The organism is Bacillus sp. K2I17, from assembly GCF_002209985.1.
Lineage (GTDB): Bacteria > Bacillota > Bacilli > Bacillales > Bacillaceae_G > Bacillus_A > Bacillus_A wiedmannii.
The window spans coordinates 17734-32206 of the sequence record NZ_NJGF01000044.1; the positions used below are offsets into that span (position 1 = coordinate 17734).

General features: G+C 32.8%; 11 protein-coding genes and 5 pseudogenes. 6 read left to right on the forward strand and 10 right to left on the reverse strand.

Annotation, left to right across the window (positions count from 1 at the left end):
• Positions 1 to 15: 15 nt before the first annotated feature.
• Positions 16 to 1011: a DMT family transporter gene (locus tag CER22_RS27165; protein WP_088106833.1), complete on the forward strand. Its 996-nt coding sequence runs from the start codon at positions 16 to 18 to the stop codon at positions 1009 to 1011.
• Between the two features lie 67 nt (positions 1012 to 1078).
• Here the strand turns inward: CER22_RS27165 and CER22_RS27170 are convergent.
• Together CER22_RS27170 and CER22_RS27175 are read right to left on the reverse strand one after the other, a co-directional pair.
• A pseudogene (locus CER22_RS27170) lies at positions 1079 to 1219 on the reverse strand (DUF3937 family protein); the annotation flags it as partial.
• 355 nt (positions 1220 to 1574) lie between these two features.
• Complete coding sequence (locus CER22_RS27175; protein WP_088610109.1) at positions 1575 to 2561, reverse strand: DUF4046 domain-containing protein; 987 nt, start codon at positions 2559 to 2561, stop codon at positions 1575 to 1577.
• Positions 2562 to 2787: 226 nt separating this feature from the next.
• Here CER22_RS27175 and CER22_RS27180 point away from each other — a divergent pair, with 226 nt between their 5' ends.
• Complete coding sequence (locus CER22_RS27180) at positions 2788 to 4281, forward strand: peptide MFS transporter (RefSeq protein WP_088610110.1); 1494 nt, start codon at positions 2788 to 2790, stop codon at positions 4279 to 4281.
• 135 nt (positions 4282 to 4416) lie between these two features.
• Here CER22_RS27180 and satA read toward each other — a convergent pair.
• Positions 4417 to 4566 (reverse strand): annotated as a pseudogene (satA, locus tag CER22_RS27185) (streptothricin N-acetyltransferase SatA); the annotation flags it as partial.
• A 491-nt stretch (positions 4567 to 5057) separates the two neighbouring features.
• On the opposite strand from satA, the pseudogene CER22_RS27195 reads away from it, so the two are divergent.
• The 3 genes and pseudogenes from CER22_RS27195 to CER22_RS27205 form a co-directional block, all read left to right on the forward strand.
• Positions 5058 to 5219 (forward strand): annotated as a pseudogene (locus CER22_RS27195) (zinc ribbon domain-containing protein); the annotation flags it as partial.
• Between the two features lie 159 nt (positions 5220 to 5378).
• Positions 5379 to 5504 (forward strand): annotated as a pseudogene (locus CER22_RS27200) (HU family DNA-binding protein); the annotation flags it as partial.
• A gap of 150 nt (positions 5505 to 5654) precedes the next feature.
• The gene (locus tag CER22_RS27205) at positions 5655 to 6134 is read left to right on the forward strand and encodes a CPBP family intramembrane glutamic endopeptidase (protein WP_088610111.1); all 480 of its coding nucleotides are present in this window, start codon (positions 5655 to 5657) and stop codon (positions 6132 to 6134) included.
• A gap of 60 nt (positions 6135 to 6194) precedes the next feature.
• Here CER22_RS27205 and CER22_RS27210 read toward each other — a convergent pair whose 3' ends face one another.
• From CER22_RS27210 to CER22_RS27225, 4 genes are all read right to left on the reverse strand, one after another.
• Positions 6195 to 6809 carry a GNAT family N-acetyltransferase gene (locus tag CER22_RS27210; protein ID WP_088610112.1) on the reverse strand — a complete coding sequence of 205 codons (615 nt, stop codon included), beginning with the start codon at positions 6807 to 6809 and terminating at the stop codon, positions 6195 to 6197.
• Between the two features lie 62 nt (positions 6810 to 6871).
• The gene (locus tag CER22_RS27215; RefSeq protein WP_088610113.1) at positions 6872 to 7456 is read right to left on the reverse strand and encodes a TetR/AcrR family transcriptional regulator; all 585 of its coding nucleotides are present in this window, start codon (positions 7454 to 7456) and stop codon (positions 6872 to 6874) included.
• Positions 7457 to 7862: 406 nt separating this feature from the next.
• On the reverse strand, positions 7863 to 9236 hold the full coding sequence (locus CER22_RS27220; RefSeq protein WP_088610114.1) for an alpha/beta hydrolase family protein: 1374 nt from the start codon (positions 9234 to 9236) through the stop codon (positions 7863 to 7865).
• Between the two features lie 141 nt (positions 9237 to 9377).
• Entirely contained in the window at positions 9378 to 10607 is a 1230-nt protein-coding gene (locus CER22_RS27225; RefSeq protein WP_088610119.1) for an aminopeptidase, read from the reverse strand.
• Positions 10608 to 11733: 1126 nt separating this feature from the next.
• Here CER22_RS27225 and CER22_RS27235 point away from each other — a divergent pair.
• Positions 11734 to 12120, forward strand: coding sequence for a hypothetical protein (locus tag CER22_RS27235; protein ID WP_088610116.1), 387 nt, complete (start codon positions 11734 to 11736; stop codon positions 12118 to 12120).
• Positions 12121 to 12186: 66 nt separating this feature from the next.
• Here CER22_RS27235 and CER22_RS27240 read toward each other — a convergent pair whose 3' ends face one another.
• The 3 genes and pseudogenes from CER22_RS27240 to CER22_RS27245 form a co-directional block, all read right to left on the reverse strand.
• The gene (locus tag CER22_RS27240) at positions 12187 to 12711 is read right to left on the reverse strand and encodes a C40 family peptidase (protein ID WP_088610117.1); all 525 of its coding nucleotides are present in this window, start codon (positions 12709 to 12711) and stop codon (positions 12187 to 12189) included.
• Positions 12712 to 13012: 301 nt separating this feature from the next.
• Positions 13013 to 13303 (reverse strand): hypothetical protein, encoded by a 291-nt coding sequence (locus CER22_RS33290; protein WP_179211942.1) that lies wholly within the window; start codon positions 13301 to 13303, stop codon positions 13013 to 13015.
• A gap of 642 nt (positions 13304 to 13945) precedes the next feature.
• Positions 13946 to 14473, reverse strand: a pseudogene (locus CER22_RS27245) (transcriptional regulator); the annotation flags it as partial.

Sequence of the window (14473 nt, forward strand, 5' to 3'; positions counted from 1 at the left end):
CTTATCTGAAATTTAATGGAGGTATTATATTTGAATAAAATTAATAAAATTCGACTAAAAGGTATGATTATGGTTGTAATAGGTGCTAGTTTATGGGGGCTATCTGGAACCGTTGCTCAACAACTTTTCCAGCATAATGGTATTTCCATGGAATGGTTAGTTACAATCCGCTTACTAATCTCTGGGTTTATATTATTACTTATTTCACTTTTTAGTAAAAACAAACATGAAGTTGTTGCAATTTGGAAAAATAAATATGATGCTACTAGGCTCATTATTTTTGGAATTTTTGGGATGCTAGGGGTACAATATACTTATTTTGCATCCATTAGTGAGGGAAATGCTGCAGTCGCAACAATTTTACAATATTTAGCTCCGATTTTCATAACTTTTTATCTGATTATCAAATTTAGAGCTTTACCTACCAAAATTGATGTTTTAGCAATTACTTTTGCAACCTTGGGTACTTTCTTATTATTAACAAATGGCTCAATAAATAACCTAACAGTATCAGTCCCTGCAATTGTTTGGGGAGTTTTATCTGGATTATCTTTAGCTTTTTATACTCTTTATTCTAAATCTTTATTAGAAAAATGGTCTTCTGCAGTTTTAGTTGGTTGGGGTATGATTATTGGAGGAATAGGCGTTACAATAGTTCATTATTTTTCTAAAAAAGAAATAATTTTTTTAAAATCGATTGAGAACATTGATCTAAATACGCTATACCTTATTGCCTTTGTAATTATTTTTGGAACATTAATTGCGTTCTATCTATTCTTAGACAGTATTAGATACATTTCGCCTAAGGAAACTACTTTATTAGGATGTACTGAACCACTTGCTTCAATAGTTTCATCTTTAGTTATTTTGCATATCCCTTTCTTATTTTTCCAGATCATTGGAGCCATATGTATCATAATTGTAGTGATTTTATTAAGTAGAAAACCTATTGAAAAAGAAAATACTATTAATGTACTTAATAATGAAAATCATAATGTCCATTCCAATTAATAGAATAAAAAAATTTTAGAGTTATGTAGATTACAAAAAGACGCATTGAAATTGATGCGTCTTTTTTCTATATTTCTTTTATGAAATTATATAAGGCAATTGTACCTAATAGAACAAGTATACCTTGAGGAACATCTATCAAAATAGTTTTCTAAATTTCTGAAATTACCCATTTAATATCTGCTGCTAATTCAAGATATACCTGAAACTCCCATCCCTAAAGGGGCCAGCTGACTAACGTCAGTGTAGTGGGATTTTTTCTACCAAAGGCAAAATCCATTTCTGATATCGCTGACGAGCAAGGTTGAAGTGTGCCATCACCACCTCTACAGTATCTCGATTAGCAAAAATTTGGTTCTAATAGGAAAAGAGATAGAACAATTAATGAATGATTTTATTTAATTATGAATAGAAATCCCTCTAGTATTTTGAAATTTTTTACACAAAGTGATATTTTACTTTTTTATACATAAAAAAGACACCTTTAAGGTGTCTTCCTCCAAATTAATAACCGAATGTTATATCATAAACTTTCTCAATAATTATGAATTTAAACATTATTTTTAAATATATCCTTTTAACATATTTTTTGAGAAACGATTTGGATATAGAGCAATAAGCATTTCATATGGACTTCCTTTCCAATAGCGTTTTAACGGTGTCCATAATTTTTGTTTTATTAGCCATTTTTGATTAAATACTTTTAATAGCTGTTTTTCATCCAATTTTTCTTTTTCTTCAATAGTCCACCTTAACGCCTCTAATGCTTTACGTTTAGACCAATATCCAACAGGAGTAACTTTAAATTCCCATTCTTTAAAACGGTCTCTATACAAATCATTAATCATTCTAAACGGACTATTCCCCCAAATCATTTGACATGCCGATGCTAATCCATGGGTCTTTAACCATTTTATATTGTATAAATCAAGCAATTGTTTAGAGGTTAATCTCTCTTTTTCTTCAATGGTCCATTTCAATGCTTCTAATGCTTTTTCTTTAGTCCAGAAGTTATTAGGGGTCATACCAAATTCCCATTCTTTAAAACGTCTTGGATAAAGATCATTAATCATTGCATACGGGCTACTATTCCAATACATAGCCAGAGGTGCACCAAGCTTATTTTTTTCCAACCATTTCTTCCCGTATAATCCTACGAGCTTTTCTTGTGAAAGACCCTCTTTTTCCTCAATAATCCATTTCAAAATTGTTAATGCTTTTTCTTTAGTCCAAAAATTTAAAGGCGTCATACCAAATTCCCATTCTTTGAACTGATTTGGATACAAATCATTAATTGCTTTATAAGGGCTATTTTCATACCTATGTTTGAGTAATCCCCGTAGCCTATACTTTACAAGTAATTTTGTGTTCCATTTTTTTCTTATGTCTTCCTTATTCCATTTTAAAATACTGTCAAGCAAATATGTTACTACCCTCCGTGCCATTTTATTATCTATATCTTCTTTCCATGTATTTGGAGGAAATCTATGTCTTTTTCCATCTAATATTTCCTGATAAATATCTTCTATAGAAACTTCTTTCATTAACAATATATAAATCCTCCTACAGTTTGTATTAATATTTATACACTATCATTAACTTCAATCGATATATCTATATTAAATAATATAATTAAAATCCAAATTAAAAGCAACACAAAAATTGTTTTTTATAAAAATTCTAATAATTAACTAAGTAAATTTTTATTTTAATTTTCTAATTATTGGTTTATACTAATCTAGTATTATTATATTTAAATATAAGGAGTGTATTCATATGGAGAAGCTTAGTAAAAGCGATATTATTCGTACTGTTCCGCAAAGCGGTTTTTTCGGACACCCTAAAGGGCTGTTTACCCTATTCTTTACAGAGTTTTGGGAGCGATTCTCTTACTATGGGATGAGAGCAATATTACTTTACTATATGTATTATTCAATCTCACAAGGTGGTTTAGGGATGGATCATGCGACCGCAGCGTCAATTATGGCCATCTATGGATCTCTCGTTTACATGTCTGGTATTATTGGTGGCTGGATTGCAGATCGTCTATTAGGTTCAAGTAGAACGATTTTTTGGGGTGGAGTTTTAATTATGATAGGTCACCTGATTTTAGCACTACCAGGAACTATAAGCACTTTATTCATATCTATGGTGTTTTTAGTACTTGGTACAGGTTTATTAAAACCTAATGTATCTAGCATTGTTGGTGATTTATATAGTGAAACAGATACTCGACGTGACTCAGGTTTCAGTATTTTCTATATGGGTATTAATTTAGGAGCTCTTTTATCTCCTTTTATTATAGGAACACTTGGTCAAAAGTATAACTTCCACCTAGGTTTTGGTGTTGCTGCAATTGGTATGCTATTGGGCTTAATTATTTTTGTTCTTACAAAAAAGAAAAACCTTGGTTTAGCAGGAACACAAGTACCAAATCCTTTAACAGACATCGAAAGAAAAAAAGTTATTACACAGTTTAGTATTGGTACAATAGCTATAGCACTATTTTGTATTTTAACGATACCAACAGGTATTTTAACTATTAATCGATTCACTTTATTAGTAAGTATCTTAGGTATTCTCATTCCAACTGGTTACTTTATTTTTATGTATCGTAGTCCGAAAACGACAAAAATTGAAAAGTCTCGTTTAATTGCTTACATACCATTATTTATAGCTGCTACAATGTTTTGGGCTATTCAAGAACAAGGAGCTATCATATTAGCTTCATATGCTGATCAGCGTACTCAATTAAAATTGGCCGGGATTGAACTTCAATCTTCATGGTTTCAATCATTAAACCCTATTTATATTGTTTTGTTAGCACCAGTATTTGCTTGGTTATGGATAAAGCTTAATTCACGTCAACCAAGTACAGCTAATAAATTTGCTATTGGTTTACTATTTGCTGGTTTATCCTTCTTAGTTATGATTATCCCTGCATATATCCATGGTACAGAATCCCTTGTAAGCCCTATGTGGTTAGCGATTAGCTTCCTATTAGTAGTAATCGGGGAACTTTGTTTATCACCTGTAGGTCTATCAATTACAACCAAACTAGCACCAGCTGCCTTCTCTGCTCAAACAATGAGTCTGTGGTTCTTAACTAGTGCAGCTGCACAAGCTATAAATGCTCAAATAGTTCGATTATATAATCCTGAAACAGAAATTATTTATTTCGGTGCCATTGGTGGTCTATCAATCATTTTAAGTGTAATTTTATATTTTATGGCCCCAAGGATTCAAGTTTTAATGAAAGGCATAAAATAAAAAAACTGTGCTAAGAACTTGTTATAATGCAGGTTTTTATGCACAGTTTTTTTGAATAATTATTTAGTTTTATATATTTATATATTCTTTGCATACCAGTTCATCATCATATTGATTGTGTAAATAGCTTTTCTAATAACTTGGAACGTCTTCTACTGTATATTCTATCCTTTTATTTACTTTTGAAAGAGAAAGAATGAACCGAGAACCCACTATAAAACTATCATCAATCTCAAGTGAATTGTCTAAATCATTTACTTCTAATTCTCTAATCAAAAGATCCATCGTATCCTCCTTTAAGGAGTGCCTACAATTAATATTATTTCCCATGGTTCTTTTTATATTCTTTACTTGATTCTAATTTACTAACTCATTATCGTTATTGCAAATCAGAATAACAAAATATGAAAACGAAAAGAAGATGACGAGCGGCATGCATAAATATAAAATAATCTATATATATGTAAAATCACATTTAAAATTATTGATATCAATGTTATAATAAAACCAACCAAGAAGCATCCAACATATTTTGATTAATCACTACATTTTCTTTCATAGTATGTCAACGTATAAAAAGACACTTTATAAAGTGTCTTTTTATTAAATTAGCTATTTTTCTTTTTTCCATGATATTCTAAATTCCCCCTCATGTTCTTCTGTTATAATTTTAACTTGATATGTGTCATCTTTATTTACTTTAATATTATTTTTACTTTTTCCACTATTAACTTCTAGTATTGTATTATCATTTGAAACTAAAACATAAGCCTTTATGGTTTCCTTCCACAAAAACATGTAGCCGTTGTGGAAATGTGAAAAATATGTCATTGTCTGAGCGAGTATATTCTTGTATATGTGGTGTAAATCTCGATAGAGATTATAACGCAGCTATCAATATCAAAAATGAAGCAATACGCCTATTAGCGTTAGCATAGATAGCAATAAAATAACCCTTGGAACGAGGGAGTTAGCTCGATTGTCTTAGGACGAATTCGTTAGCTATCAAAAAGAAGCCCCCACTTCAAACAATCCATTAGGACGTTAAGTGGCGGGTAGTTCACACTCACCTAATTACATATGAAGAGTTGCAAAAACTGAATAAGAAAGAACTAACAAAAGTAGTAGCAGAAAAAGCAGAACTTACACAAAAGAATGCAGCTGCAACAACACAAACTGTTTTAGATACGATAACAAATAATCTAGCAGATAAAGAGAAAGTATAGATTCTTGGTTTTGGCACAGTTGAGGTATGTAAAAAATCTGCACGTATAAGATAGAAGTAATTATAATAAAATATTTAATTTTGAATTCTATTATTCTAAAAATTAACAGACCGTATATTTGTAAATGTACAATAGGAGAATATAACAATGATTCAGAAGATACAACATTATTTATATCATTCAAAAGTACCATGGTTTATACTAGTCATGACTTTTGCATCTTTCTTGTTACCAATGCCAACTAGCTTTCTACCGGGAAGTATACAAAAAAACCCTATTGAAGATGAAGATTTATCAGTTCAAATAGTCGATGGTATAGTCATTGCACCTTTATTAGAAACAGCTCTATATCAAATGTTTGTATTTTGGATTTTAAGATTAATTCCCGGTATGGAAAAACACAATAAATCAATTATCTTTATTTCAGCTTGTATATTTGGATTGAGCCACAGTTTTGGCTATACTTATATGTTACATGCCGGAATTATGGGATGGGTATTTGCATACTCTTATTGGAATTATACACAGAAAAAAGAAAATGGACATACTAAAGTTTCAGCATTTTGGATTGTATGGAGTATACATATCTTACATAATATTGTTGTCTTTTTAACTAAAAATTTTTAATCTTGGCTTGATAACGATGTGGCGGTACCATTAGTACTGCCCTAATACGTTACAACTTTTTTATAAAAGGTTGTAAGTTCCTATGTTTTTGACCATTCTGTACAAGGATAACTTTGGTTTATTGATTTCACTTGTAATCTGGTAGCCTAACAATTTAATGGCAAGTTGGTTCTCTTTCTTTACCGTTAGAGAGCATTTGGCAAAGCCTTGCAGGGAAGCCTGTTCCTCGGCAAACTCAAGTAGTCTGGTACCTATCCCCATTCCTCGACTTTCGGGCAATAAGGCGATTGTTCCGATGTGAAACTCGTCATCTTCTCCCTCCTTCAAGGTAATCATGGAATAAAGCATTTTGATATTCAGAATGTTATAAAAAACAAAACCCAACTTTCGGAATGAAAGTAGCTGTTTAAAAGTGGGCCAAGCAAGACGATTTAAAATGGGGACGGGATAGCAAGTAATCATCCCTAAAGTTTTTCCGTCCATTTGAGCTTCATAAGCGTATTTATGACTAAAACGGTTGTTCCCCTGCCGCCAAAGCTTACAAAAAGTCCCTTCGACTGTGTTCTTCTCCTCAGATCCTGCAAGTGAAAACGCCATGTATTCCAATGCCATTACATTTAGCTGGGCGCCAACCATGGATTGATGAACAGCCTTTACAATAGAGATTTGATTCATTTCCCAGTACTCCTTTTCGCTTTATATATTATTGATATTAATTATCATGGATTTGTATCAGTTCACTCCCTTCTTAACTCATCCTTAGCTTTGAAACCATAATAAAATGTATTTAAAACAAGCTCTGCAGCAGATTTTTTAGCCACATTTCCTTCATGTACCTGTTCCCAGGTATGGAAAAGTAGGGCATAAAGCGTATTCAAAATCCATTCGCTGCTAACCGTTTGCTGAAAGTAACCTCTTTGTTGTAACAACTCAATAACGCGTCGTATAGGTTCCCTCAGCTTCTCTTCGGCTTCACCTAATTCTTTGTTGTTAAATACAGATGCATCATGACCTAGAAAATAGATTTTGTCACCTAAAGGGATTAATGCCTCAATGAGTTCTGGAATATAGTTTTCGCTTCTTTCCTCATCCAGTGGGATCTGGTTTACGGTATCACTTACCAGTTGTATAGCCCGATGGCCCAAGAACAGCATCAATTTCTCTCTGCTTTCGACGTAGCGATGGAGTGTAGCAATGCCAATTCCCGCATATTCCGCAATTTCATTCATCGAAGCAGTAGGATTTTCAACAAGCAATATGGTAGCCGAATCAAGAATTGCGTTAAATCTCGCTTCCTTTAACGTTGATAAGTCTTTCTTCATCGTCAATCTCTCCCTTTTTATATATAAATTCATCATTTTTTGATAGATAAATATATCATTTGATATTATGATAAACAATCTCAAACAAAGTGTCCAGCTGCTGAATTTAGCTTTTCCAAAAAAATTATATTACTGAAACTGATAGTACTTTGAATGTTTCATTTTTAGCATTTCATTATTTAGATGACGATGAAGAAATTAATTATTTGATGTAATAAATACAAAAGCCAAAGGAAATGGTACGAGTCGCTTTCTTAGTAGAGAAAATGATCACATTAGCTGGGGTTTTTTAGCTATTCTTCACGATGTTCCCTTGTGATATTTTTATTTTTTTCACTAATATGGTTATCCTTCTTGCTAATTTTTTCAGCATTTTTTTCATAATTAAGGTACTTTCTGCATAAAGTTATCGGTTTACTTTAAAATTCACTTCCGGATATTTGGTCATCAGCCTTTTAAGGGTTGATTCGTCATCCTTCTGTTTTACATACTGGTCAAAAAATGCCAGGCTGAATTCATTGATAATGCGATGAACTTCCTTTGGATTTTCGCCTGGGCTCTGCAACAGTGGGGAGAACAAATGTAAATCAGTAAAGCTTGTATGATCTGTATGAGGAATGACCATTGACATACCACCGCCAGCTAACCCACGTTCATATCGCTCCCTCACTTTATAGGGATCTGCTTCATCAGGCTCTTCTGCACTCATGAGCAGAAATGGTTTTCCTATCCCACTTTCAGGTAAAATTTCCCCATACAAAGCGCCATCCATATTGATAGCTGCTTTGACACGAGAATCTTTTGCAAGTATTTGTGCTGCGGTAGCTCCACCGTAAGAGTGCCCAAACATTCCAATTCGTGAGGTATCAAGCCTTCCTGTAAAGAAGCCGGTCTCATCGTTTTGGTTAAGTTTCTCTATCTGATTAAGCACAAAGGTGACATCTTCCTCCCATAATTTTATGTGGCTATCCCCTTCGTCATCAGTTAAATTGAAGGGCTGTACGTAAGCAACTCGACCATCTGGAAAGACGGTAGCTGCAGTATCAAAGGTATGATCGATACTTAGAACAATATAGCCTTGACTAGCCAACTCCTCAACTTCAAACGTGTTTTGATTACGAAAACCATTAAAACCATGAGAGAAAAGTAATATGGGATAATGATTCTCTGAGTCTGAGAGTTGTAAATCCATAAACGAATGAGATTTTACCAATTCTAAGTGGCTGAATGCAAATGCAGGAATGGACAATGTTTTTTCCAATCCCTTGGAGAGCTCATTTATGTTACGAATATAAGGTTCTTGATTCCCCTTGCTTTTTTCAGCTGCAGGATACCAAATTTGCACCATCAGTTCGCGTCGATCAGTTGGATTTTGCGAATATGGTTCATTTCTTTGATGATCAACCCAATGATATAGCTTCGTACCGACCCTATGTGGGCCAGTTGGTTCTTCAAATGAAAATACTGGCATAAGTAAGGGTAGCGCAACTGCTACAGACAAATAGATGCACAACAACAAAGTTTTAACTATGAATATACCCCGGCTTCTAAAGCCCTTTTTCCGCCCAGCTAATAAATAGCATAAAATCAAGATAACTGGGGATACATATGCCGGAATCATCTGCCATCTAAAATCTTCTACCAATAGCTGAACTGTAACCATTACAACAGCAACCAAAGTAGCTAATTTAGACCACTTTTTCGTTTCTCTGCCTACTAACAGTATCCAACTCAATAGACTAAAATTCACAACTATCAAAACGATTTCCCAGAAATTCATTGGCCTATCTCCTTTGAATGCATTTTACTTTTAATTAAAGAGGTAATTTTCAATCTAAGCAAAAACAGATGAAACACCTATATAGTTGCACCAATTATGCTTAATAATCGTTTCTTATACTCCTTTCTTCAAATTAAAAACTTAAAATGCCCAGCTACCTTTACAGAAAATTGGCTCTACAGTTCCATCTGGTAAAATGCCATCGATGTCCATCTCACTGTTGCCAATCATAAAGTCCTCATGTATTACTGAAATATTTGCACCTAACGTTTCAAGTTGATCGTTTTCTAAATCCCTTCCATCCTCTAAGCAAGTTGGATAAGCTTTACCAATCGCTAAATGGTTCGATGCATTTTCATCAAACAATGTATTAAAATATAAAATCCCCGATGCTGAAATTGGCGATTCATGTGGTACAAGTGCTATCTCACCTAAATAGCAAGAGCCTTCATCCACATTAATAAGCTCCTGTAATAAATCATGTCCTCTCTGTGCTTCAGCTTTAATAATTTTTCCTTCTTCAAATGTCAGTTTAAAGCCGTCGATAATATTCCCTTGGTAAACTAATGGTTTTGTATTGCTTACATAGCCATTTACACCTTGTTTCATCGGTAACGTATAAACCTCTTCCGTCGGTATATTGGCCATAAAGATAGTATCATCTGGCGTTTTACCACCTCCAGTAATCCATTTATGCTCTGGTGCTAATGCAATTGTTAAATCAGTACCTTGTGATGTATAGTGAAGCTTCGCATATTTTTTATTGTTCAGTAGGACCGCACGAGATTCTAAATGTGTTACATGTTCACGCCATTTTTCAACAGCATTGCCTTCACCGATACGAACAGCTTTAAAAATAACCTCCCATAATGCTGGTACTTGCTCCTCAGATGCTAAATTCGAAAACACCTTTGATGCCCACTTTGATGAAGGAACTGCTATCATCGACCAAGCTATTAAATCCTTCATTACGGCGTTGCGATTGTTTCCTAGAGCAGCTCCCGATACCTTTTGATAGATAGCTAGACGATCAGCTGAAATACCTGTAAATTTATCAGGATCTGTAGCATCTATTATTAATAATGCACCTTTACGTTCGATTAGCTCATCATTCATTTTGACTATCCACTCTGGGAAACGATTAAATTCCTCATCTGAGGCATGATCAAAGTAAGCACGATCCATTTCCTCATCAGAAAAATTAACATGAACACGCCCTGCCCCAGCCTTATAGGCCTCTTTCACAACTAAACGGACGAAATCCAATGCATCCACTGATGTATTGACTAATAAGTATTGCCCTGGTTGAATATTGACACCAATTTTCACTGTAAGTTCTGCATATGCTTGTAATTTTTCTTCAAAAGTCATATTATTTACCTCGCTTTTATCCAATAATTTTTGAATTCCCCTCACTAGCTTGCCTTCATACCATACTTTGTGAACAGGTTTTTCAGGATTTTCTCTTGTCTATTTTTACGTCTTTCATCAAGACACGATAACAACTAATAGATTTTTCAATTCATTATTTACCTCTTAAAATTAATTTAGTTACTATACGAGAATATATTTCAATGCGTTTCGATGTTTTTACCAAATAATTCAATCCAAGGGTATCAAGCACTACATAAAGTTATAGCGTTCTTTATTGTGAAAACTCACTCATTCCTTCCCAATCTTTTCAATGCTGCTGCACCTAAAGACTTTCCACCAATGAGGCGTTTAACAATTTCAATCACACCTTTCTCTATATAAAGTCATTTTTGATAGATAATACTATCATTTAATACAAATATAAATCATTTAAAGTTAATTATCAAGCAGATAAACTTATTTTTTCAAATTATTGGTAGAAAACTAAGTGAAGCTGGATTCTATCTGAGGGAGCGATAACAGAAAGATTTTTATGCACACAGTACGAAATTACTGCTAAATATTAACGAGCCGATGTACTCTTAACTGGGTAAAAATCGGCTTTTTTGTTTCAAAATTTGCTTAGCATATATTTTCGTTAAAATGTGGGCGGTACCCCATGCCCATCAAGCTAACATTTTGAAGTGCCCCCAAAATGAAAATTTTCTTTCTCTACAGTTAGTTACTTTAAGTAAGAAGTCAGCTGTTTTTTCATTTTGGGTGCGTTTACTTTTCTTAAGTCGATGGTGATGTGGTGATTCCCCTATAAGTACCCACAATTGAAATTTCCACAAGAATTTCGTTACGACATGGTAATTCTTGCAAACTTTATGGTTTCTTGACACCTATATTTCTCCCTTCGTCCACCTGGTATAAGTTTTTGCTATAGATTTTTTGAGCTTAAATTGAATGCCTTCAAAAAAGATAGATATTTTTGGCTGCCTTTTTCATTTATTATGTAATAAGATTTTTTAATTATATGAATAATCAGATATTTATTTATCAAATTCTGATTATGTAATATTTTAACAGAATATGTTAATGTTTAAACGTTAGTAAAATACTAATATTAGGGGGATTTAAAATGTTCAAAAAAATAATTTTATCTAGTACTATTCTTTTGGGAACTTTAGGTATAACAACTTTGTCTTTTCCAGAATTAAGTTTAACAAAAGCAGAAGCTGCAATTAATGATGCGAAGATTCAAAAGGTTAAGGTTGCTGGTAGAGATTATGAAAATGGAACTGATGTACCCGCTTATATGACAGGTTCTTTTTCTATGGTAGGAGATAGAGGAGTAACATATACTATTAAACAATATGAATTTAATAAAGTTATTGGTACGACAAATGTTACTACAAAGGGGTTATCTTCTCCAGTTGTTTTCTCTATGCCAATCACAGAGGGAAATAAATATGAGGTAACTTACAATGGCCGAGTGATTAGTACTTTTGTTGTCCGAGGACATTAATTAATCAAAAAGAACTGAAGTCAATTTTGACTTCAGTTCTTTTTCTGGAACCTTATAATACATTTTTTATTTAACTCGACCATATCCTGCAATATATTTACTCCAATATGTACTATTTAAGCTAGCTTCACCTACTCCGGAATTACTAGCATTGTAAAACTTGTTATTACCAATATACATACCAACATGAGTAATACCTGATTTGCCCGGAACCGTTCCTTTAAAGAAAACTAAATCTCCTTGTTGAAGTGCCTTTCTATCAACACGTGTTGTTTGATTGTATTGATCTTGTGATGTACGTGGTAATTTAATCCCTTGTGTTCCATATCCCCATTGCATTAATCCCGAACAATCAAATCCAGTTTTAGGACTATTTCCACCATATTTATATGGTTTACCTTCATGTTTTTTCATTTCTGCATAGACTTTATTAAATTGGCTCGCAGTTATTGATTTAGTAGTGGAAGCTGATATAGATTGTATTGTATTTCCCTTTTGAGAAACACTACCAATTTCATCTGCAGAAGCAAGACTACCACCCGATCCTAGCATGACACCTAACGTTAATGAACCAATAATAAGTTTCTTCATAAATTTCTCCTCCTATAATCTTTTGTAAGAATTTATACTTCTCACCTAATAGATTAATTGGAATATACGGAGAAAAAAACATAGATAATCAGACAGCATTCTACATATTTTTCATTTTTTGTATATTTATTAATATTCCTTTCTCCTATATTTGTTTAAATTAGATTAATATAGAAATTAGATTAATGATTTATACAATAAGTGCATAAAAATGTATTATTAAAACATTAAGATATTAATTGAGAAATAAAAACAACCCTTTTATATAATAATAGAAAATAAGGACGTTAAGTAAACGCCCTTATTTATATTTTATTTCATCCTTATTATCCTTAAGGTAAAACATTAATTCTATTTGTGTTATTGTCTCGGATTTGTTAGTTCCAATAATATGGAACTTTGTTTTTTGTGTAGTTGTTTTCCCAACAACTACTGGTTGAAACCCTTCTCCGGTTTTCAAATGTCCACTGTCGCCTTCTTCCCAATTAGGCTTTGAAGCTTCACATCGAATACCTCTAGCCTCTTCAAAGGTTGCGTTTGATATTTCAGACGCTTGTGGTTCACCATTTGCGTCTAAATGTCCCGCTAACATGATATCTATGATCTTCCTTTTTACAGTTGTATTAATCCCTTTCAAGCCATCTTCTGTTTTTAAAATTAATCCTGGGATACTTGTTTCTAAAGTTAAAGTTAATGTATCTGCGTCATTAATAGAATAACTAATGTGAGGAAATAGATTTTTTACACTTGCTTAATGAACGCTTTCTTTGCATTTTAAGCATTTCTTCCTTTATTTTTCCTGTTACAATAAAAAGTAGTTGATGCTATTGATAAAAGTTACTGATTTCAACATAATCACCCTTATTTTATAGTGGTTTCATGTGTTAAATATTACCCTAATTTAAGGTCGGTATAGTAGGCCTATTTTTCTTTTGTCAACTATTCATTAAATAGGAATTTAACGAACACTTGGATAGATTTATGTTAAACCCCTCTCCTATCTTGGAAATTGTACAAAGACATGAAAATGGATACTTTTTAGACAAGAAAGTGGGTACTTTTTTATAAAGGAGTTGCTTCAGTTATATATAACTACGTGTATCATTATCATGATTTTCAATATCTGTATTACTAATCTAATATGTATAAGAAAAAGAGGATATATGCTCATAAATTAAACATAATACCCTCTTCTTAGTTTAGTCTATTTAAACGGAATTCTGAGACTCTATTTTTATTTTAGAAAGGACAGCATAATTTTCTCTGTTTCTTCTTTACTTAAATCACCTGCAAGAATTAAGACTTGATAAGCGCTATTCTTTCCTTTTGCAGGAACAATCATTTGCATTACTTTATAGTTTTCCTCTGTATCGAGACTTTCAACTAAGGTTATTTTTGTACCTTCTAATTCATAATTTGTTACCTTTTCATTATACTCCGCTCTTTTGTTCGAGAATTTTTTCCCCTCATCAGTAACTGCAGATTGGTGCACAATATATACATTATCTTTACTTTGATTTTGATATTCATAAATAAAATCGGGATTCATTTTTCCAGTAGTCTTCGGTGTTGTAACACCTTCTCCAGTTAATTTAAACCCTTTTACCACATAACTTGGGGTCTTAATTGGAAAATCAACATATTTCTGTGCTTCCTTTTTAGTTAATCTAAATTCCGAAGTAATTTTCTGTCTAAGTGGTCCAATTTCTTCACTGTTTTTCTGATATTTTTTTTGTTCTTCTGAGTCTAACTTTTCAGGACT

Excerpts from the sequence above, each read along its gene's own strand:
- CER22_RS27205 (WP_088610111.1), top strand. The coding sequence starts at position 5,655 with ATGATTCAGAAGATACAACATTATTTATATCATTCAAAAGTACCATGG.
- CER22_RS27210 (WP_088610112.1), bottom strand. The coding sequence starts at position 6,809 with ATGAATCAAATCTCTATTGTAAAGGCTGTTCATCAATCCATGGTTGGC.
- CER22_RS27235 (WP_088610116.1), top strand. The coding sequence starts at position 11,734 with ATGTTCAAAAAAATAATTTTATCTAGTACTATTCTTTTGGGAACTTTA.
- CER22_RS27165 (WP_088106833.1), top strand. The coding sequence starts at position 16 with ATGGAGGTATTATATTTGAATAAAATTAATAAAATTCGACTAAAAGGT.
- CER22_RS27220 (WP_088610114.1), bottom strand. The coding sequence starts at position 9,236 with ATGAATTTCTGGGAAATCGTTTTGATAGTTGTGAATTTTAGTCTATTG.
- CER22_RS27240 (WP_088610117.1), bottom strand. The coding sequence starts at position 12,711 with ATGAAGAAACTTATTATTGGTTCATTAACGTTAGGTGTCATGCTAGGA.
- CER22_RS27180 (WP_088610110.1), top strand. The coding sequence starts at position 2,788 with ATGGAGAAGCTTAGTAAAAGCGATATTATTCGTACTGTTCCGCAAAGC.
- CER22_RS27215 (WP_088610113.1), bottom strand. The coding sequence starts at position 7,456 with ATGAAGAAAGACTTATCAACGTTAAAGGAAGCGAGATTTAACGCAATT.
- CER22_RS33290 (WP_179211942.1), bottom strand. The coding sequence starts at position 13,303 with ATGTTAGCGGGACATTTAGACGCAAATGGTGAACCACAAGCGTCTGAA.
- CER22_RS27225 (WP_088610119.1), bottom strand. The coding sequence starts at position 10,607 with ATGACTTTTGAAGAAAAATTACAAGCATATGCAGAACTTACAGTGAAA.